A 19,196-nucleotide genomic window follows, 5' to 3' on the forward strand; every position below is an offset into this window, starting at 1 on the left:
CCGCCGCTTGCTATGCAACCAGTTGCATAGAACGATCAGGGCATGGCGCTCGAACACGCGATCCTCGTCTCCCTCCTGGAGCAGCCCGGCTCAGGCTATGAACTGGCCCGGCGGTTCGAGCGGTCCATCGGATACTTCTGGACCGCCACCCACCAGCAGATCTACCGCGTCCTCAAGCGCATGGAGGGTGACGGCCTGCTCGACGTCCGCGACGTCCCGCAGGAGCGCCGGCCCGACAAGAAGGAGTACTCCGTCGCCGGCCCCGGCCGTGCCGCCCTCTCCGGCTGGCTGCACGAGCCCATCGAACCGGAGAGCCTCCGCCACGACCTCGCCGTGAAGATCCGGGGCGCGGCCTTCGACGACCCGGCCGCGCTCCTCCACGAGGTCGAACGGCACCACCGGGTGCACGGCGACCGGCTCGCGCACTACCTCGCCGGGGAGCTGCGGGACTTCACCGGCCCGGACGCCCCGGCACCGCTCGACGCCGGTCAGGAGCTCCAGCACGTCGTGCTGCGCGGCGGCATCGCGTACGAGCGCATGACCGTCGCCTGGCTCGACGACGTACTCGCCACCCTCCACAGGCTCGGCGCGGCAGACCCGCGCACCTGAACCGTTCCGCATCCCCGTCCGCACACCCCCGGAAGGCGTACCGCCATGGCCGACCCCCTGCTGTTCAACCCGCGTGCCTACGACCCGGCGCACTTCGACCCCGAGACCCGCAGGCTGCTGCGCGCCACCATCGACTGGTTCGAGGACCGCGGCAAGCGGCGGATCATCGAGGACTACAGGTCACGCGCCTGGCTGGGCGATTTCCTCGAGTTCTCCGCGAAGGAGGGCCTCTTCGCCACCTTCCTCACCCCCGCCTCCGCCACGGACCGTGAGGACGGGCGCTGGGACACCGCCCGCATCGCCGCGCTCAACGAGATCTTCGGGTTCTACGGACTCGACTACTGGTACGCCTGGCAGGTGACCATCCTCGGCCTCGGCCCCGTCTGGCAGAGCGACAACGCCGCCGCGCGCGACCGCGCCGCCGAACTCCTCTCCCAGGGCGAGGTGTTCGCCTTCGGCCTGTCGGAGAAGGCGCACGGAGCCGACATCTACTCCACCGACATGCTCCTGGCACCGGACGGCGACGGCGGCTTCCTGGCCACCGGCTCCAAGTACTACATAGGCAACGGCAACGCCGCCGGCCTCGTCTCCGTCTTCGGCCGGCGCACGGACGTCGAGGGCCCGGACGGCTACGTCTTCTTCGCCGCGGACAGCCGCCACCCGGCCTACCACCTGGTGAAGAACGTCGTCGACTCCTCCAAGTACGTCAGCGAGTTCCGCCTCGACGGCTACCCCGTCGGTCCCGACGACGTCCTGCACACCGGCCGCGCCGCCTTCGACGCCGCCCTCAACACCGTCAACGTGGGCAAGTTCAACCTCTGCACCGCCTCGATCGGCATCTGCGAGCACGCGATGTACGAGGCCGTCACCCACGCGCACAACCGGGTCCTCTACGGCCGCCCCGTGACCGCCTTCCCCCACGTGCGCCGGGAGCTCGCCGACGCCTATGTCCGGCTCGTCGGCATGAAGCTGTTCAGCGACCGCGCCGTCGACTACTTCCGCTCGGCCGGACCCGACGACCGCCGCTACCTGCTGTTCAACCCGATGACGAAGATGAAGGTGACCACGGAGGGCGAGAAGGTCATCGACCTGATGTGGGACGTCATCGCGGCCAAGGGCTTCGAGAAGGACACCTACTTCGCGCAGGCCGCCGTCGAGATCCGCAGCCTGCCGAAGCTGGAGGGCACGGTCCACGTCAACCTCGCCCTCATCCTCAAGTTCATGCGCAACCACCTGCTGGACCCCGCCGGCTACGCGCCCGTGGGTACACGTCTGGACGCCGCCGACGACGCGTTCCTCTTCCGGCAGGGACCGGCCCGCGGTCTCGGTTCCGTGCGCTTCCACGACTGGCGCCCGGCCTACGACGCCTACGCCGCCGTCCCCAACGTCGCCCGCTTCCGGGAACAGGCCGACGCGCTGTGCGACTTCGTGGCCCGGGTCGCGCCCGACGAGCGGCAGAGCCGGGACCTCGACTTCCTGCTGTCCGTCGGCCGGCTCTTCGCCCTGGTCGTCCACGGTCAGCTGATCCTGGAGCAGGCCCGGCTGACCGGACTGGACGAGGACGTGCTCGACGAGCTCTTCTCCGTGCTCGTCCGCGACTTCTCGGCGAACGCCGTCGAACTGCACGGCAAGGACTCCGCGACCGGGGAGCAGCAGGACTGGGCCATCGCCGCGGTACGCCGTCCCGTCGTGGACGAGGCCCGCTCGGCGCGCGTCTGGGCCCGTGTCGAGGCACTTTCGGGGGCCTACGAGATGGCTTTGTGAGTCCGACCGGGTATCAGGCCGGGCCGGACCGCATCGCCTGCGCTCGCGGGGGCATACGGAAGGTCCGGCAGCCGGAAGTGGCCGGCTGCCAGGAGGAGGAGGTGACCGTGGAAACGGTCTGGGCGGGTCAGGCACAGACGGACGGCGCACTGGGTGACGGCGTCATCGGGTACGAGGTGGAGGCGCCGGACGGAAGCGTGGGCACCGTCATCAGGCTCTCGCCGGTACCGGGGTTCGACCATCTGGTGATCGACGCGGGGGTCTGGAAGTTCGGGAGGAGCGTCGTCGTGCCCGCGGGCATGGTGACCGGCGTCGACGAAGCCGAACGGGTGATCAAGGTCGGGTGCACCAAGGACCAGATCAAGGACGCCCCGCGCTTCGAGCGCGATCAGGACACCGGGGACCTCTTCTACCTGCGGCAGCTCGGCGCGTACTACGAATCGCTGACTGCCGGCCAGGGATGACAGGAGGCCGGGCGTCACCGACGGAGGTCGGTGACGCCCGGCCGCGTCTCAGGAGGGCTGCGCCCGGCGGTAGCGCCGGCCGAGCGTCACCTTGAGCGGCAGGAGCGCCAGCCAGGACCACATGGCGGCCACCGGTGAGAGGGCGTAGGCGAGCGGCACGGTGGCGCCGAAGACCAGGGCGGTGTTCCCCAGATCGGTGGCCACGAAGCGAGCGGTCCTCTCCGTGGCGGGATCGGAGGGCCATCGCCCGCGCAGTCCCGTACGGAGCACCGCCAGTTCGAGCAGATTCGTGAGGCACACGGCGCCCGCGTAGACGGCGACCGCCAGGGGCTCGGAGGCGTACTCCGACAGCAAGGAGGTCGGGAACGGGATGAGCGCGATGGCGCCGAGCCAGACGAGCGCGAGTTTCAGCGACCGCCCCTCGAACCGGGGGACCAGCTCCACGATCCGGCGGTGGTCACGCCAGAAGGCCGCGAGGATCATGAAGCTGAGAGCATAGGCGCCGAGATCGGGCAGCACACCGCGGACGGCGTCCCGGAAGCCCTGGGCGGACAGGTCCGGTGGTACGCGGACATCGAGCACCAACAGGGTCATGGCGATCGCGAAGATCCCGTCGGACAGGGCTGTCAGCCGTTCCGCGTTCTTCCCGTCGCCCGCTCGGGTGTCGTCCACCCGCCCAGCGTCCCGGTGCCGAGTCGGCACCGGGCGGATTAGGCCGACGGCGGGCATGCCGGGCGCCGAGTCCGGGCACCGGCGCCCGCGTGCGGCCGGGTCTCAGACGGCCTGGAGGTTGTCGTCCCGCCGGGTGCCTACGGCCCGGCGGAGCGCGGGGGAGACCGCGGGCCGCACCCCGAGCATGGTGTCGGCCGTGTGCAGGGCCTGCGGAACCGCCTGTGTGCCGGTCATCACGCACAGGGTGTAGGCGGCGTCCTCCACCGCCCGGGCCGTGACGTCCGTGGAGCGCCGCGCGTCCTCGATCCGTGCGTCGGCGTAACGGGCCAGAGCCACTCTCAGGTCCTGCGGGCTGGGTGTCAGCACAGCGGGTTCTCCTCCGGGTTAGATCCACGTCCGATGCGGGGGGCCGGGGCACCGGGCCAGGCAGGCACAGCGGTGCGGTTCACACTCCGTCGGGTGATCCGGCATCAGGCGCCTACCCGCTCACGGGCGGAGTACGCAGTGGCGCGCCAGCGTGTGCACCGGGCTGTCACGGCCTGGGCGTTCTACCGTTCACCGATGCGATCTGTCCCCTGGTGGGTCCTGTTCTCCTCGGTGTGCGCCCCGGTCCTCCTCGTCGGCGGCTGGGCGGTCTCGGCCGAGCTCCAGGGGCCCGGCTACGACCCCGCGTCGGCGACGATCAGCATCCTCGCGTCCGACGGGGCCGCCGGGTACTGGGTGATGACGCCGGCGCTGCTCGCCCTGGGAGCCTGCCACGTGGTCACCGCGTCCGGACTGCGACCCGCCGCGCCTTCCGGGCGGGCGGCGCTGGCCGGGGGAGGACTCTCCGCGATGCTGCTCGCCCTGTTCCCCGCACCGACCAGCGGCGGGTCGTTCGCCCACGGTGTGGTCGTGGCCGTGGGTTTCTCGCTGCTCGCGGTGTGGCCCGTCCTGGCCGTGCGACGCCGGGCCTCGCGTCGGCGTGTCGTGGCTGCCGCCGGCGACACGTGGCCGCGCCCGGCGGCCCGGCCCTCCGGCAGGACGGCACCGTGGGGACTGCGGCCCGCGCCCTCCGCCACGGCGGCCGCCCTGATGTGGCTCGGCGGGGCCTGGTTCCTGCTCGCCCTGTACACGCTCGACACGGCGGGGGCCGCCGAACGCGTCCTGACGTTCGCGCAGTCGTTCTGGCCGCTCGTCGTGGTCGTCTCGTGCTTCCGGCACGCCGGTGACCCAGGACAGCCGGACTGACTCCGCAGTCCGCGTCGTCAGGGGCGCGGCCCGATCAGCGCGTCCCCGTCACGCACCAGGATCGCCGACGCGGGGCACGAGTCCGCGGCGTCGAGCGCCCGGTCGTCGGGAGCCATCCGGTCACGCACGGGCCTCGCCCGGTCCTCGTCGTCCAGCGCGTAGAGGTCGGGCGTCATCCCCGCACACATACCCGAACCCATGCACAGACCGCGGTCCACCTCCGTCGTCCACGCCACGGCCCTCACCACCCCACCGGCATCTCGCGCGGGCCCCGCACGAGCATCTGGTTCTTCCAGTGCACGTCCCCCGCCGAGCGCAGGCCGGGGAAGCGTACGAGCAGCGCCTCCAGGGCCTCCTGCAGCTCCAGCCTGGCGAGAGGTGCACCCAGGCAGTGGTGGACCCCGTGTCCGAAACCGAGGTGCTGGACCCCGGTCCGGGTGACGTCGAGCCGGCCCGGCCCGTCGAACTTCAGGGCGTCGCGGTTGGCGGCGCCGACCGCGACGAGTACGGGCTCACCGGTCCGCACGAGGGTGCCACCGACCTCCACGTCCTCCATGGCGTACCGGGGGAATCCGGAGCCGCTGCCGAGGGGCACGAAACGCAGAAGCTCCTCCACCGCCCCACGGATCAGTTCGGGGCGCTCCCGCAGCAGCTTCAGCTGACCGGGGTGGTCGAGCAGCACGTGGACGAAGTTCGGGATCTGGGTCGCGGTGGTCTCGTGGCCGGCGACGAGGATGCCGACGCAGAGGTCGACCAGTTCCAGTTCGCTCAGCCTGTCTCCCGTGTCCCGCGCTTCGATCAGACCCGTCATCAGGTCCGGCCGGGGGCTTCGCCGGTGCTCCTCGATCAGCGATCCCATGTAGGCGCGCAGCTCCTCGCGGCTGCGCAGGAACTCCTCGGCGGTCAGGGAACTGGTGGAGAGAGCGGCGTCGCTCCACACCCGGAACCTCGGACGGTCCTCCTCGGGCACACCGAGCATGCGGCAGATCACCGCGACGGGGATCGGCAGCGCGTAGTGCTCCACCAGGTCGGCGGGCTGCCCCATCGCCTCGAGCTCGTCCAGGAGACCGTGGGCCAGCTCCCGTACCCAGGGGCGCAACTTCTCCACCTGATGCACGGTGAACGCCTTCGCCACAAGAGTGCGCAGCCGTGTGTGTCCGGGAGGGTCCATGCTCAGGATGCCGCTGTCGCGCCGGCCCTCCGACTGGCGTGGCTCGTCGTGGCGCAGGGCCTCCGCCCGGCTGAACCGCCGGTCGCCGAGGACCAGGCGCGCGTCCGCGTAGCGGGTGGCCAGCCACGCCGGTTCCCCGTACGTCATCCGCACCCGCACGAGCCCGGGCGTCACCAGAGCTTCCTCGTAGGCGTCCGCCAGCCCCAGGCCGGCCGGTTCGTTGAAGGGGTAGGGCACGGGCGTCCGTCCGACTGCTTCCGTCATCGTGTGGGCCTCCCTGATGCGCGGTGGATGATCCGAGCATCAGGCGGCGCCGACGACGTGGTCAACAGCGCCTTGTCGGCCATCCCGGGGCCGTCGCCCCGGGACGGCCGGCGCGCCGTCGGCCGTCCAGAACGGGGCAGGCTACGGCTTGCGGCCGACCGCCACATAGCCGGCGCTGATGATGTCGTCCTGCCCCGCCACCGGCTCGCCGAGCCCGGGATGCCACGCCTCGGCCGCCACGATGCCGGGCTCGGTGATGTCGAGTCCGTCGAAGAAACGGGCGAACTGGTCGCGGGTGCGGGGTGCCAGGGTGAGCGTGTTCGCCTTGTACATCTCGTCCACCTTGCGAGCCGCCGCCGGGTGGAAGTCCGCGGTGAGGTGGGAGATGACCACGTAGCTGCCCGGTGCGAGCACCTCGGTCAGCCGGTCCACCAGCTCGTAGGCGCCGTCCTCGTCGCTCACGAAGTGCAGCAGGGAGATCAGCGAGAGCGCGACGGGCCGGGTGAAGTCAAGCGTCCTGCCGGCGTGCTGGAGGATGGCGTCCACGTCACGGGCGTCCGCCTGCACGTAGTCGATCGCACCCTCCTCGGTGCCCTTCAGCAGGGCCTCGGCGTGTGCCAGGACGATGGGGTCGTGGTCGCAGTAGACGACCCGCGTCGTCGGTGCCGCCTGCTGGGCCACCTGGTGGAGGTTCGGCTCGGTGGGGATCCCCGTACCGATGTCGAGGAACTGCCGGATGCCCTGACCGGTCAGCCACCGGGTGGCGCGGTGCATGAAGGCGCGGTTCACCCTCGCCATGACCGGGACCCCCGGCTCCACGGCGAGCATCTGCCGGCCCAGTGCCTCGTCCACCGGGTAGTTGTCCTTGCCACCGAGGAACCAGTCGTACATCCGGGCGGGATGCGGTCTGCTGGTGTCGATGCGCAGGGTGGAGGCATCGTTCTCCGGTCGGGACATGGCGTACTCCTGGTGTGCGCGGCAGTGGTCGATCAGCTTGCGGACAGAATAGGGAACGTGTGTGCCAGAGGTGGCGGTCCGAGGCCGACTGGGCATGAGCGCCCGGGCGCTCCATCCCGGATGTCACCTACGTGCCGGCCCTTGGGGGCGGCGGGTGGGCCGCCGCCCCCAAGGACCGCTGTGGGCCGCCCGGTGGTCAGCCGGTGGTGCAGCTGACGGTGGGCCAGGTCCAGTTGCCGTTGGCCTGGACGGTGGTGCCCCAGGTGTTGCCGTTGCCGTTGGGTTTGGCGGTGAGTGTCTGCGCGTCGGGGTAGGTCGCGGTGGTGTTCCAGGTGGAGAGGACCTTGGCGGGGGAGGGGATCTTCATGGTGACGGTCCAGTCGGCGGCGCCGGTGACCGAGACGTCGAGGTTGTAGCGGTCGCCCCATCTCTGGCCCGCGGTCACCGTCGCGGTGCAGCCACCGCCACCGTCCCCGCCGTCGCCGCCCGTGTCGGGAGCCACGGCGCGGCCGGTCTGCGGGGAGATCATGCCGGCGCACAACCCCCGGCTCGCCAGGCCCTGCGCGATGCGCGGTACGGCCGCGAGCGTGTTGGCAGGCCAGTCGTGCATGAGGATGACCTGACCGTCGGTGAGCCGGGCGTTGGCCTGCACGATCGCGTCGGTGCTCGCGCCGTTCCAGTCCTGGGAGTCGACGTCCCAGATGATCTGCGTCAGACCGTACTTGGCCGCGGACGCCCGCACCGTCGAGTCGGACTCACCGTACGGAGGCCGGAACAGTTTCGGTGTTCCCCCGCCCGCGGAGGCGATGGCCTGCTGGGTGCGGGAGATCTCGGAGTCTATCTGGATCTGGGTCTGCTGGGTCAGGTGCGGGTGGGTGTAGCTGTGGTTGCCGACCCACATGCCGGCGTCTACCTGCGCCCGCACCTGGGACGGGCCGGCGGCGGCGTTCTGGCCCTGGTTGAACATGGTGGCCCGCAGCCCGTTCCGCTTCAGGGCGTCGAGCAGGGCCGGGGTACTGCTCGACGGGCCGTCGTCGAAGGTCAGCCCGACGTAGCCGTTGCAGGCCGCGGCAGTCGCGGCATGGGAGGGCGCGGTGTCCACGGTGACCGTGGCGGTCGCGGCCGTCGCGGCGACGGCCAGCGCCGTGACCACGGACCGTAAGGAGAGACGTGTTCGCATGCGCATGGGGGTGAGTCCTTCTCGTCCCGGGCGGATGGATGAGGAGCGCTGGGTGGGCGGCCCGGTGTCAGCCGGTGGGACGCCCTGGCGGGTGCTCCGTGAACCGGTGCTGACAGCGACCGCGCGTCGGTGTCGTGCGTCCCAGCCGGATTCGGCCGGTCTCCGTGTCCTGCCCGGCGACCGGTCGGGGTGCCGGGTCGGGGGACCCGGATCGACAGTGATGGAGGTCTGTCGACGGCGAACAGTGTTGAACTGCCGCTGTCTGATGTCAATGGTTTCGACACTGGTTACGAAAGGGTCGCTCCGAAGTGGGTGAGTACGTATAGAGCATTGTTCCTGTTGGGAGGCGTAGTGAGTCGCTGAGGGTATTCACGCACCTGGTGTTCGATGGGTACGGATTTGATGTGGCGGTCGGAGTCTCGCGAAAGTTTCGAAGCCTGTGCGGGGCCCGGTGCGGTCGGCGTGAGAGAGACCGCCCGTCACGACCGAGGCGGCCCGCGGCGCAACGGCCGAAGCCCGCCTCGGTCGCGGCGGTCCCGCGCCGTGTCAGCCTCCGGTCGCCTCCCTGAGCGCGATGTTGAGTTCCAGGACGTTGACCCGGGGCTCGCCCATGAAGCCGAGGGCGCGTCCCTCGGTGTGCTCGGCCACGAGCTTCGCGACCCGCTGGACGGCGAGGCCGTTCCGCTCGGCGACGCGGTGGATCTGGAGCCTCGCGTACGCCGGGGAGATGTGCGGGTCGAGACCCGAGCCGGAGGACGTCACAGCGTCGGCAGGCACGTCTTCGGCCCTCACCCTGTGGGTGGGGGTGGAGTTGTCCGCCACGACCGCCGCCTTCGCCTCCTTCACCCATGTCACCAGGCCGGCGTCGTCCGCCGCGCGGTTGGTGGCACCGGAGAGGATCAGCGAGTACCTGGGGTTGACGCTGTTGCTGCCCAGGCCGTTCGAGGGACGGGGCTGGAACCAGGTGAGGTCCGGCTTCGCCACCTCGTCCGGGTCGTCAGGGTCCTGCTTCGGCAGGTCGTACCTCTGCCCGATCAGGGACGACCCGACGGTGCGCCCGCTTCCGTCACCGATCTCGGAGCCGTCGGCCCGGCCGCTGAAGAACGCCTGGGCGACGCCGGTGACCGCGAGCGGGTAGAGGACTCCGCAGACGACGCTGAGGACGAGCAGGGCACGCAGCCCCGCCCCGAGCAGCCGGGCGGTGTTCTTGAGACTGGTGTTCATGGCTGATCAGCCGTTTCTGGTTCAGGAGAGCCCGGGAACGAGGGAGATGAGCAGATCGATGGCCTTGATCCCGACGAACGGGGCGACCAGGCCGCCGAGTCCGTAGATCCCGAGATTGCGGCGGAGCATCGTGTCCGCGCCGGTCGGCCGGTACCGGACTCCCTTGAGGGCGAGCGGTACGAGGGCGATGATGATCAGGGCGTTGAAGACGACGGCGGACAGGATCGCGGATTCCGGCGACGCGAGGCCCATCACGTTCAGCTTGTCCAGCCCCGGATACACCACGGCGAACATGGCCGGGATGATCGCGAAGTACTTCGCGACGTCGTTGGCGATGGAGAAGGTGGTCAGGGCCCCCCGGGTGATGAGGAGTTGCTTGCCGATCGAGACGATCTCGATGAGCTTGGTCGGGTCGGAGTCCAGGTCCACCATGTTCCCGGCCTCCTTGGCGGCCGAGGTGCCGGTGTTCATCGCCACGCCGACGTCCGCCTGCGCGAGCGCGGGGGCGTCGTTGGTGCCGTCGCCCGTCATCGCGACGAGCTTGCCGCCCGCCTGCTCCCGCTTGATGAGGGCCATCTTGTCCTCGGGGGTGGCCTCGGCGAGGAAGTCGTCGACCCCCGCCTCCTCGGCGATCGCCCTCGCGGTCAGGGGGTTGTCGCCCGTGACCATGACGGTCCTGATGCCCATGCGGCGCAGTTCGTCGAACCGCTCCCGCATCCCGCCCTTGACGACGTCCTTGAGGTGGACGACGCCCAGGACCCGGGCGCCTTCCCGGTCCTCGACGGCGACCAGGAGCGGAGTCCCGCCGGCCTCCGAGATCCGGTCGGCGAGGAGGCCGGCGTCCTCGGCGACGTGACCGCCCCGCTCCCGCACCCACGCGACGACCGAACCGGCCGCACCCTTGCGGACCTTGAGGCCGTCCACGTCCACGCCCGACATACGGGTCCGAGCCGTGAAGGTGACCCAGGCGGCACGGGCGAGCTCGTCCGGGTGGCGTTCACGAAGGCCGTACCTCTCCTTCGCGAGCACCACGACCGAGCGGCCCTCCGGGGTCCCGTCGGCCAGCGAGGACAACTGCGCCGCGTCCGCCAGTTCCTGCTCGGTCACACCTCGCACCGGCACGAAGGCCGCGGCCTGCCGGTTCCCCAGCGTGATCGTGCCGGTCTTGTCGAGCAGCAGCGTCGAGACGTCACCCGCCGCCTCCACCGCGCGCCCCGACAGGGCGAGGACGTTGCGCTGGACGAGCCGGTCCATGCCCGCGATCCCGATCGCGGAGAGGAGCGCCCCGATGGTCGTCGGTATCAGACAGACCAGCAACGCGGTGAGCACGATCAGGGACTGTCCGGCGCCCGCGTGGATCGCGAAGGGCTGCAGCGTCACGACGGCGAGGAGGAACACGATCGTCAGCGAGGCGAGCAGGATGTCGAGTGCGATCTCGTTGGGTGTCTTCTGCCGGGCCGCGCCCTCGACGAGGGCGATCATCCGGTCGATGAAGGTCTTGCCCGGCTCGGTGGTGATCCTGACGACGATCCGGTCGGAGAGCACCTTCGTGCCGCCGGTGACGGCGCTGCGGTCGCCGCCGGACTCCCGGATCACCGGGGCCGACTCGCCCGTGACGGCCGACTCGTCGACGGACGCGACCCCCTCGACGACGTCACCGTCGCCGGGGACGATGTCACCGGCCTCGCAGACGACCAGGTCACCGACGCGCAGCTCCGTGCCGGGCACCTCCTTCTCGTCGCGGCCCTCCAGGCGGCGGGCGACGGTGTCCGTCCTCGCCTCGCGCAGGGTGTCGGCCTGGGCCTTGCCGCGGCCCTCGGCGACAGCCTCGGCGAGATTGGCGAACACGGTCGTCAGCCACAGCCAGGCCGTGATGGCCCAGCCGAACCAGTCGCCCGGGTCCTGGACGGCCAGCAGGGTGGTGACCACCGAGCCGACCAGCACCACGAACATCACGGGGGACTTGACCATCACACGCGGGTGGAGCTTCCTCACCGCGTCGGGAAGGGACCTGAGCAACTGCTGGGGGTCGAAGAGACCCCCGCCGACACGGCCGGACTTGCCGGTGGCGGCGCCGGGCAGGCCCTCGTGCGAGGCACGGACGGAGGTGGGGGTGCTCATGAGGCGAGCCCTTCCGCGAGCGGACCCAGCGCCAGGGCCGGGAAGTAGGTCAGACCGGTGAGGACGAGGATCGTGCCGACCAGCAAACCCGCGAAGAGGGGTTTGTCGGTCCGCAGGGTGCCCGCGGTGTCGGGGACGGGCCGTTGCTCCGCGAGCGAGCCGGCCAGTGCCAGGACGAACACGATCGGCAGGAAGCGGCCGAGCAGCATCGCGATGCCGATGGTGGTGTTGAACCACTGTGTGTCGGCGTCGAGCCCGGCGAAGGCGGAGCCGTTGTTGTTGGCCCCGGAGGTGTAGGCGTAGAGGATCTCGGAGAATCCGTGCGCACCGTTGTTGGTCATGGAGTCGGCCGGGGTCGGCAGTGCGAGCGCCACCGCGGTGAAGCCGAGGACCAGCGCCGGGGTGACCAGGATGTAGCACGCCGCGAGCTTGATCTGGCGGACACCGATCTTCCTGCCGAGGTACTCCGGTGTGCGGCCGACCATGAGACCGGCGATGAACACCGCGATGACCGCCGTGACCAGCATGCCGTAGAGGCCCGAACCGACACCACCGGGCGCGATCTCGCCCAGTTGCATGCCCAGCATGGTGATGCCGCCGCCGAAGCCCGTGTACGAGGAGTGGAAGGAGTTGACCGCACCGGTCGACGTCAGGGTGGTCGCCACGGCGAAGATCGACGAACCTCCGATGCCGAAGCGGGCCTCCTTGCCTTCCATCGCCCCGCCGGCCAGCTCCAGGGCCGGGCCGTGGTGGGCGAACTCGGTCCACATCATCAGGGCGGTGAACCCGATCCAGATGGTGGCCGTCGTCGCGAGGAGCGCGTAACCCTGCCGGAGGTTCCCGGTCATGCGGCCGAACGTCCGGGTCAGGGCGAACGGGATCAGGAGGATCAGGAAAATCTCGAAGAGGTTGGAGAAGGGGGTCGGATTCTCGAAGGGGTGCGCGGAGTTGGCGTTGAAGTAGCCCCCGCCGTTCGTCCCCAGCTCCTTGATGACCTCCTGCGAGGCGACCGCGCCGCCGTTCCACTGCTGTGCGCCGCCCTTGAACTGCCCGACCTCGTGGATGCCGGAGAAGTTCTGGATGACACCGCACGCCACCAGCACGACCGCGCCGACCACGGAGATCGGCAGCAGGACGCGCACGGTGCCGCGCACCAGATCCGCCCAGAAATTACCTAGTTCGCCGGTGCGGGAGCGCGAGAACCCCCGTACGAGTGCCACCGCCACGGCCATCCCGACCGCCGCCGAGACGAAGTTCTGGACCGCCAGGCCGCCGGTCTGGACCACGTGACCCATGGCCTGTTCGCCGTAGTACGACTGCCAGTTGGTGTTCGCCACGAAGGACGCCGCGGTGTTGAAGGCCTGGTCCGGGTCGATCGACACGAAGCCGAGCGAGCCGGGAAGGATTCCCTGGAGGCGCTGGAGCGCGTAGAGGAAAAGCACACTCACCGCGGAGAACGCCAGTACGGCGCGCAGATAGGCGGGCCAGCGCATCTGGGCCGAAGGATCGGCTCCGACGGCGCGATAAATCCATTTCTCCGGCCTGTAATGCTTTTCCGACGAGTACACCCGGGCCATGTGGTCGCCGAGCGGACGGTATACCAGGGCGAGCGCGGATATCAGTGCGAGCAATTGGAGCGCACCAGCTGTTACGGGGCTCATGTCGAGCGTCAGAACCTCTCCGGGTACACAAGCGCGAGGACGAGGTAGACCAGGAGGGAGACGGCCACGACCAGGCCGGACATGTTCTCGGCGGTCACAGTTTCGTCACCCCCCTCGCAATGAGAGCCACCAGCGCGAAAACCGCGACCGTGGTGGCGACGAAGGCCAGATCGGCCATCGTGAGCTCCTGTGTGAAGTGAATGGAGTGGAATCGGCCTGAGTGGCCGCACAGAAGTGAACCGCGGGGCCGGCCGTGCGTCGTGTGCCGTTGACGGGCTCCATACGGGCACCTCGAATTTCTTGACGCGGTCCGTACGTAGGCAGAGCCGAGCGGCTGCGGGAAAGGGGTGGGACGGTGCCGTCGCCGCCGTCCGCCCCCTCCCGGTCTGGCGGACTCGCACGCCGCCCGGCGGGAGCTGTTCCTCGGGCTCGGGATCGCCCTGTACCCGAGCGGGCACCTGGGGCCCTCCTCGGGACGGGCCGTGTCCGTGCGGGTTCTCGACGTGCCTGGTGAAGGACACGAAACTTAGGCTGCTAGGTGATTTGCCTAATGCCCCTAGGTAAACGCATAATCGAATCAGTCGAAAGGGGTGGTCATGGCAAGGGCAGGTCTCACGGCGGAGCGCCTGACGCGGGCCGGGGCGGAGCTGGCCGACGAGGTCGGCTTCGACAAGGTGACCGTCGCGGCGCTGGCCCGGCAGTTCGGCGTCAAGGACGCGAGCCTCTACTCGCATCTGAAGAACTCCCAGGACCTCAGGACGAGGATCGCCCTGCTGGCCCTGGAGGAGATGGCCGACCGTGTCGCGTCGGCCCTGGCCGGGCGAGCGGGCAAGGACGCGCTGGAGGCCTTCGCCAACGCCTACCGCGACTACGCCAGGGAGCACCCGGGCCGGTACGCGGCGGCCCAGCTCAGGCTGGACCCGGACGTGGCCGCCGCCAGCGCGGGCGTCCGGCACGCGCAGATGACACGGGCGATCCTGCGCGGCTACGACCTGGCGGAACCGGACCGGACGCACGCGGTCCGGCTGCTGGGCAGCGTCTTCCACGGCTACATCAGCCTGGAGTCGGGCGGAGGCTTCGACCACAGTTCCCCCGGCACGCAGGAGACGTGGACCCGGGTCCTGGACGCCCTCGACGCCCTCCTGCGGAACTGGCCCGCCCCTGAGCCGGGCGCGGCCCCTCACGACCCGATCTGACACACACCCCCGGACAGGCGGCCGACCATGAGCACCCGACCCCCGCTGATCACCACCCCCCTCACCGACGACCTCCTGCGCGGTGCGCTCGAACTGGAGCGCACCGCGAACGGTCTGCTGCCGCACCGGCTGCCCGCCCGTGCCCGCGCCCAGAACACCGACGGCCAGCTGGCCATGGCGGAGGCCCAGCCCTCCGGCGTCCGTGTCGTCCTCCGCACCCGTGCCACCCGCGTCGAGCTGGACACCCTGCCCACCAAGCGCGTGTACGTGGGCGCACCGCCCCGGCCGGACGGGGTCTACGACCTGCTGGTGGACGGCCGTCTCGTGGGCCGGGCCGGCGTGAACGGGGGCAACACCCTCACCATCGACATGGCCGCCGGGACCGCCGAGACCCGGCCGGGACCAGTGGGTACCGTCCACTTCGGCGGTCTGTCGGCGGACATGAAGGACGTCGAGATCTGGCTGCCGCACAACGAGACCACCGAACTGGTCGCCCTGCGCACCGATGCCCCCGTCGAACCGGTCCCCGTCGCGGACCGCGCGGTGTGGCTGCATCACGGCAGTTCGATCAGCCAGGGCTCCGACGCCGCGAGCCCCACCACCACCTGGCCCGCTCTCGCCGCCTCCCTGGGCGGGGTGGAACTCGTCAATCTCGGGTTCGCCGGCAGCGCCCTGCTCGACCCTTTCACCGCCCGCGCCCTGCGCGACACACCCGCGGACCTGATCAGCGTCAAGGCCGGCATCAACCTGGTCAACACCGACGTGATGCGCCTGCGCGCCTTCACCCCCGCTGTCCACGGCTTCCTCGACACCGTCCGCGAGGGCCACCCGACCACACCGCTGCTGGTCGTCTCGCCCATCCTGTGCCCCATACACGAGACCACTCCCGGCCCCAGCGCGCCGGACCACAGCGCTCTGAGCGAGGGCAGGCTGAGCTTCAGCGCGGCCGGGGACCCCGCCGAGACGGCTGCGGGGAAGCTCACCCTGCGCACCATCAGGGACGAACTCGCCCGCATCGTCGCGCAGCGGGCCGCGGAGGACCCGCACCTGCACCTCCTCGACGGCCGTGAGCTCTACGGCGAGGCGGACTCCGTCGACCTGCCGCTCCCCGACGCGCTGCACCCCGACGCGGCCACACACCGCCGCATCGGCGAACGCTTCGCGCGGCTGGCGTTCCGCGCGGGCGGCCCGCTCGCCGTCGCCGGTGACCGGCGCCGGTCGGCTGTGGCGAGGGGAGGGGCCGGTTGAGAGGCGTGACACACGAGGGCATTCTTGAACCAAGGTCGCACCTGTGCGTTCGCGGGCGGCCTGCCTGAGCGAGGAGGACGAGTGATGGGCCCATGAGCACGGACGGGACGGAGCACGCGGACCCGCCCGAGGACAGCGGTGCGCCCACACCGGCGACCGCGGGATGCGGGCCCACAGCCCACGCACTCCCCGCCGAGGAGTGTTCCGCGATTCTCGACCAGCTGCCGGTGCCGGTGGTCTACTTCGGCCGGGACCAGCTGATCGCCCTGGCCAACCGCGCGGCGGCGGCGTCGGTCGACAGGCCTGCCGAGTCACTCCTGGGGCTGCTGCCCGGGGAGATCGAGCCCGGACTGGTCCTGGAGGGCGGGGAGGGGCTCGCGGAAGCCATCGACCGTGTGCTGCGGACGGGCCAGGGGGAACCGTACGAGACACACCTGATGATGGAGGGCAGCGAGCACATCAGGCAGGCGGCGTTGTCGCCCGTGCGGGACGCCGCCGGCGAGGTCCAGGGAGTGGCCGTCGTGACACTCGACACCACCGACCAGTTCTGGGCACGCCGTCGCCTGGCCGTGCTGAACAAGGCCAGCATGCGGATCGGCAGCACCCTCGACGTGGGCCGTACCGCCGAGGAACTGGCTGAGCTCGCCGTCGAGGACTTCGCGGACTTCGTCACCGTCGACCTGCTGTCCGAGGTGCTGACGGGCGACGAGGCGGGTTCGGTGCTGCACCGGGACCCGATCAGCTTCCACCGGGCGGCCCAGCGTTCCGTCCTCGAAGGATGTCCCGAGTCCATCGTCACGGTGGGTGACATCCAGGCCTACGAGCGTGACTCCGTGGTGGGGCGCACGCTGATCCAGGGGGAGCCCACGCGCCTGGTCCTCGACGACGACGCACTGCGACGCTGGTCGACGGACGAACCCGTGCGGTCGCGGAGCATGCGTGACCACGGGATCCATTCGGTGATGGTGGTGCCGCTGCGGGCGCGCGGCATCACACTCGGCACCACCCTGTTCTGCCGGCACCGCACACCGGGGGCGTTCGGTGCCGCGGACCTGCAGCTCGCGGCCGAGCTCGTGTCACGGGCAGCCGTATGCGTGGACAACGCCCGGCGCTACACCCGCGAGAGGGCCACGGCGCTCGCCCTGCAACGCAGCCTGCTGCCTCGGAGGGCCGCCCGTCAGAAGGCCGTCGAGGTCACGGCACGCTATCTCCCGAAAGCCAACGGTGCGGGCCTCGGCGGAGACTGGTTCGACGTCATCCCGCTGTCGGGCGCACGGGTCGCCCTGGTGGTCGGTGACGTCGTCGGCCACGGTCTCCACGCCTCGGCCACCATGGGAAGGCTTCGCACCGCCGTACGGACGCTCGCCGACGTCGACCTCGCACCCGACGAGTTGCTCACCCAGCTCGACGACCTGGCGCTCACCCTCGACCGCGAACAGCCGGCGGACGGTCCCGAGGGAGGACAGGTCGCAGGGGCGACCTGCCTGTACGCCGTGTACGACCCGGCCACCGGACACTGCACGATGGCGCGGGCCGGTCACCCCGAGCCGGTCGTCACCCGCCCCGACGGCTCCGCCGAACAGCTGCGGCTGCCACCCGGCCCGCCCCTCGGAGTGGGCGGACCGCCCTACGAAGCGGTCGAGTTCGAGCTTCCCGAGGGCAGCCGGGTCGCCCTCTACACCGACGGCCTCATCGAGATGGCGGGCAGGGACACCCAACAGGCCCTCGCCGAGCTGCGCGACCTGGTCGGCCGCCCCGCACAATCCCTCGAAGAGGCCCTCGACGCCGTCATGGAGACCTTGGTTCCCGAGCAGCCGACCGACGACGTGGCCCTGCTGCTGGCCCGTACCCGGCGACTCGACGCAGACCACTACGCCTCGTGGGACCTTCCCTCCGACCCGTCCGTCGTGTCGGACGCACGCAGGCGTGCCGCCGCCCAACTCACCGCCTGGGGCCTGGACGACGCGGTCTTCACCACCGAACTGGTCGTCAGCGAGCTGGTCACCAACGCCATCCGCTACGGCGGCGATCCCATCCGGCTCCGCCTCATCAGGGACAACGCGCTCATCTGCGAGGTCTTCGACGGCAGCAGCACCGCCCCGCATCTGCGCCGCGCCCGGATGTTCGACGAGGGCGGACGCGGTCTCCTGCTCGTCGCGAGCCTCACCGGGCGCTGGGGCACCCGGTACACCGGCACGGGCAAGACCATCTGGGCCGAACAGCCGCTGCCGGGACCGGAGGAGACGGACCCGGCCTGAGTCCGGAGGCGGGTCCGTCGCCACCCGGCTCTGTCCGGGCGGGCACGGTGGTGCGCACGGGTGCGGGGAGCCGCGACGCGCGCCGCCGATGTCGAGGTTGCGCCGCGCGGGCGACCGTCCGCCGCCCCCGGGTGGCTCACCTGAACAGATGCCGGGGCACCAGACCCTGGGAGAGCAACTCCGCACGGACCAGATCCGCGTAAACGCCGGCGCCGTGCTCGGACGTGTGGGTGTGGTCCTGCTCCTCGTCGCACAGGTAGAGGGCACGGGAGCGCTCGGCACCCGACGACTCGACCACCGCCCTGCTCGCGGCGGTGAGGTCGATGAGCGGGACCCCGCGGGACGCGGCGACCGATCGGATCACCGCGGGGTGGTCGACGCCGAGGGCGTTCACCAGGAGGGCGGAGTCGTTGCCCAGCGTGCCGTCGGGTCCGAACGCGTGCCGGACCATGGGGGTGAGGAGCACCGGCCGGCCCCCACCGCCACGGACACCGTCCACCAGGGCCTCCAGGTTGCACCGGTACGTCGCTCCGTCGGTCGTCCTGTCGTTGTGTGCGAGCTGGACGAGAACGAGGTCCCCCTCGTGCATCAGGCCGAGGACGGTGGCGAAGAGACGCGGGTCCTCGAGGTACGAGACCGTGCTTTCGCCCGACGAGGCGTAGTTGGCGACCGACAGGCCCCGGCGGAAGTACTGCGTCAGCTGCTGACCCCAGCCGGTGTAGGGGACGTGTGCCTGGTCGCAGACCGTGGAGTCCCCGACGAGGAAGAGCTGGAGGGTCTCGCCGGCCCGGGTGACGCGTATCTCGGCGGGTGCGGGGTCGGATCCGCCGATGAGGAGGTTGAGGCCGGGGGAGCCGGCGCCGGGAGATCCGCTGTCGGGCCCGATGGCTGCGGCGTCGGGCCGGGTGAGGCCCTCCACGGGCCGGGTGGGTTCGCCCTCGGGGACGCGCACGTTCATCGTGAAGCTCAGTGTCACCCGCTCGCCCGCAGCGGTGACGGTCTCGGGCAGCAGCGAACGCCGTGCCCCACCACTGACGCGGGTGCTCCCCGCCGCGTCGCCGCCGATCCGGATCTCCACGTCGTACGTGCCGGGATCCACCTCGAAGTGACAGACCGTCGTGGGGCTGGTCGGTACGACCGTCCTGGTGTGCTGCTTCCCAGAGGTTCCGAGCATCGT

18 protein-coding genes are annotated in these 19,196 nt (G+C 70.8%); 7 read left to right on the forward strand and 11 right to left on the reverse strand.

Annotation, left to right across the window (positions count from 1 at the left end; translation table 11 throughout):
• Positions 1-42: 42 nt before the first annotated feature.
• The 3 genes from LWJ43_RS30450 (at position 43) to LWJ43_RS30460 (ending at position 2,837) form a co-directional block, all read left to right on the forward strand.
• Complete coding sequence (locus LWJ43_RS30450; protein WP_277335385.1) at positions 43-609, forward strand: PadR family transcriptional regulator; 567 nt, start codon at positions 43-45, stop codon at positions 607-609.
• Between the two features lie 45 nt (positions 610-654).
• The gene (locus tag LWJ43_RS30455) at positions 655-2,373 is read left to right on the forward strand and encodes an acyl-CoA dehydrogenase family protein (RefSeq protein ID WP_277335386.1); all 1,719 of its coding nucleotides are present in this window, start codon (positions 655-657) and stop codon (positions 2,371-2,373) included.
• Positions 2,374-2,474: 101 nt separating this feature from the next.
• Positions 2,475-2,837 carry a hypothetical protein gene (locus LWJ43_RS30460; RefSeq protein ID WP_277335387.1) on the forward strand — a complete coding sequence of 121 codons (363 nt, stop codon included), beginning with the start codon at positions 2,475-2,477 and terminating at the stop codon, positions 2,835-2,837.
• 48 nt (positions 2,838-2,885) lie between these two features.
• Here LWJ43_RS30460 and LWJ43_RS30465 read toward each other — a convergent pair whose 3' ends face one another.
• Positions 2,886-3,509 carry a TMEM175 family protein gene (locus LWJ43_RS30465; RefSeq protein WP_277335388.1) on the reverse strand — a complete coding sequence of 208 codons (624 nt, stop codon included), beginning with the start codon at positions 3,507-3,509 and terminating at the stop codon, positions 2,886-2,888.
• 102 nt (positions 3,510-3,611) lie between these two features.
• Positions 3,612-3,875 (reverse strand): DUF5133 domain-containing protein, encoded by a 264-nt coding sequence (locus tag LWJ43_RS30470; protein WP_277335389.1) that lies wholly within the window; start codon positions 3,873-3,875, stop codon positions 3,612-3,614.
• A 195-nt stretch (positions 3,876-4,070) separates the two neighbouring features.
• Between LWJ43_RS30470 and LWJ43_RS30475 the strand changes: the two genes are divergently transcribed.
• Positions 4,071-4,739 (forward strand): DUF998 domain-containing protein, encoded by a 669-nt coding sequence (locus LWJ43_RS30475; protein WP_277335390.1) that lies wholly within the window; start codon positions 4,071-4,073, stop codon positions 4,737-4,739.
• 17 nt (positions 4,740-4,756) lie between these two features.
• Here LWJ43_RS30475 and LWJ43_RS30480 read toward each other — a convergent pair whose 3' ends face one another.
• The 8 genes from LWJ43_RS30480 to kdpF all read right to left on the reverse strand — a co-directional run bounded on the left by LWJ43_RS30480 (position 4,757) and on the right by kdpF (position 13,415).
• Entirely contained in the window at positions 4,757-4,984 is a 228-nt protein-coding gene (locus tag LWJ43_RS30480; RefSeq protein ID WP_277336035.1) for a ferredoxin, read from the reverse strand.
• Positions 4,981-6,174 carry a cytochrome P450 gene (locus tag LWJ43_RS30485; RefSeq protein WP_277335391.1) on the reverse strand — a complete coding sequence of 398 codons (1,194 nt, stop codon included), beginning with the start codon at positions 6,172-6,174 and terminating at the stop codon, positions 4,981-4,983. Before LWJ43_RS30485 ends, LWJ43_RS30480 begins: the two co-directional genes overlap by 4 nt.
• 141 nt (positions 6,175-6,315) lie before the next feature.
• Complete coding sequence (locus tag LWJ43_RS30490; RefSeq protein ID WP_277335392.1) at positions 6,316-7,131, reverse strand: SAM-dependent methyltransferase; 816 nt, start codon at positions 7,129-7,131, stop codon at positions 6,316-6,318.
• A gap of 196 nt (positions 7,132-7,327) precedes the next feature.
• On the reverse strand, positions 7,328-8,317 hold the full coding sequence (locus LWJ43_RS30495; protein WP_277335393.1) for a polysaccharide deacetylase family protein: 990 nt from the start codon (positions 8,315-8,317) through the stop codon (positions 7,328-7,330).
• A 540-nt stretch (positions 8,318-8,857) separates the two neighbouring features.
• The gene (locus tag LWJ43_RS30500) at positions 8,858-9,535 is read right to left on the reverse strand and encodes a potassium-transporting ATPase subunit C (RefSeq protein WP_277335394.1); all 678 of its coding nucleotides are present in this window, start codon (positions 9,533-9,535) and stop codon (positions 8,858-8,860) included.
• A 21-nt stretch (positions 9,536-9,556) separates the two neighbouring features.
• Positions 9,557-11,656: a potassium-transporting ATPase subunit KdpB gene (gene kdpB, locus LWJ43_RS30505; protein ID WP_277335395.1), complete on the reverse strand. Its 2,100-nt coding sequence runs from the start codon at positions 11,654-11,656 to the stop codon at positions 9,557-9,559.
• Entirely contained in the window at positions 11,653-13,317 is a 1,665-nt protein-coding gene (kdpA, locus tag LWJ43_RS30510) for a potassium-transporting ATPase subunit KdpA (RefSeq protein ID WP_277335396.1), read from the reverse strand. Before kdpA ends, kdpB begins: the two co-directional genes overlap by 4 nt.
• Before the next feature lie 8 nt (positions 13,318-13,325).
• Positions 13,326-13,415, reverse strand: a complete 90-nt coding sequence (gene kdpF, locus LWJ43_RS30515) for a K(+)-transporting ATPase subunit F (protein ID WP_037828142.1) — start codon at positions 13,413-13,415, stop codon at positions 13,326-13,328.
• Positions 13,416-13,913: 498 nt separating this feature from the next.
• Between kdpF and LWJ43_RS30520 the strand changes: the two genes are divergently transcribed.
• From LWJ43_RS30520 to LWJ43_RS30530, 3 genes are all read left to right on the forward strand, one after another.
• Positions 13,914-14,513, forward strand: a complete 600-nt coding sequence (locus tag LWJ43_RS30520; RefSeq protein WP_277335397.1) for a TetR/AcrR family transcriptional regulator — start codon at positions 13,914-13,916, stop codon at positions 14,511-14,513.
• Positions 14,514-14,540: 27 nt separating this feature from the next.
• On the forward strand, positions 14,541-15,761 hold the full coding sequence (locus tag LWJ43_RS30525) for a GDSL-type esterase/lipase family protein (protein WP_277335398.1): 1,221 nt from the start codon (positions 14,541-14,543) through the stop codon (positions 15,759-15,761).
• Positions 15,762-15,853: 92 nt separating this feature from the next.
• Positions 15,854-18,019: a SpoIIE family protein phosphatase gene (locus tag LWJ43_RS30530; RefSeq protein WP_277335399.1), complete on the forward strand. Its 2,166-nt coding sequence runs from the start codon at positions 15,854-15,856 to the stop codon at positions 18,017-18,019.
• 136 nt (positions 18,020-18,155) lie between these two features.
• Here the strand turns inward: LWJ43_RS30530 and LWJ43_RS30535 are convergent, their stop codons facing one another.
• The gene (locus tag LWJ43_RS30535) at positions 18,156-19,193 is read right to left on the reverse strand and encodes a rhamnogalacturonan acetylesterase (RefSeq protein WP_277335400.1); all 1,038 of its coding nucleotides are present in this window, start codon (positions 19,191-19,193) and stop codon (positions 18,156-18,158) included.
• Positions 19,194-19,196: the final 3 nt, after the last annotated feature.

This window comes from Streptomyces sp. JH34 (assembly GCF_029428875.1).
Lineage (GTDB): Bacteria > Actinomycetota > Actinomycetes > Streptomycetales > Streptomycetaceae > Streptomyces.

Excerpts from the sequence above, each read along its gene's own strand:
- LWJ43_RS30450 (WP_277335385.1), top strand. The coding sequence starts at position 43 with ATGGCGCTCGAACACGCGATCCTCGTCTCCCTCCTGGAGCAGCCCGGC.
- LWJ43_RS30455 (WP_277335386.1), top strand. The coding sequence starts at position 655 with ATGGCCGACCCCCTGCTGTTCAACCCGCGTGCCTACGACCCGGCGCAC.
- LWJ43_RS30475 (WP_277335390.1), top strand. The coding sequence starts at position 4,071 with ATGCGATCTGTCCCCTGGTGGGTCCTGTTCTCCTCGGTGTGCGCCCCG.
- LWJ43_RS30485 (WP_277335391.1), bottom strand. The coding sequence starts at position 6,174 with ATGACGGAAGCAGTCGGACGGACGCCCGTGCCCTACCCCTTCAACGAA.
- LWJ43_RS30490 (WP_277335392.1), bottom strand. The coding sequence starts at position 7,131 with ATGTCCCGACCGGAGAACGATGCCTCCACCCTGCGCATCGACACCAGC.
- LWJ43_RS30495 (WP_277335393.1), bottom strand. The coding sequence starts at position 8,317 with ATGCGCATGCGAACACGTCTCTCCTTACGGTCCGTGGTCACGGCGCTG.
- LWJ43_RS30500 (WP_277335394.1), bottom strand. The coding sequence starts at position 9,535 with ATGAACACCAGTCTCAAGAACACCGCCCGGCTGCTCGGGGCGGGGCTG.
- kdpB (WP_277335395.1), bottom strand. The coding sequence starts at position 11,656 with ATGAGCACCCCCACCTCCGTCCGTGCCTCGCACGAGGGCCTGCCCGGC.
- kdpA (WP_277335396.1), bottom strand. The coding sequence starts at position 13,317 with ATGAGCCCCGTAACAGCTGGTGCGCTCCAATTGCTCGCACTGATATCC.
- LWJ43_RS30520 (WP_277335397.1), top strand. The coding sequence starts at position 13,914 with ATGGCAAGGGCAGGTCTCACGGCGGAGCGCCTGACGCGGGCCGGGGCG.
- LWJ43_RS30525 (WP_277335398.1), top strand. The coding sequence starts at position 14,541 with ATGAGCACCCGACCCCCGCTGATCACCACCCCCCTCACCGACGACCTC.
- LWJ43_RS30530 (WP_277335399.1), top strand. The coding sequence starts at position 15,854 with ATGAGCACGGACGGGACGGAGCACGCGGACCCGCCCGAGGACAGCGGT.
- LWJ43_RS30535 (WP_277335400.1), bottom strand. The coding sequence starts at position 19,193 with ATGCTCGGAACCTCTGGGAAGCAGCACACCAGGACGGTCGTACCGACC.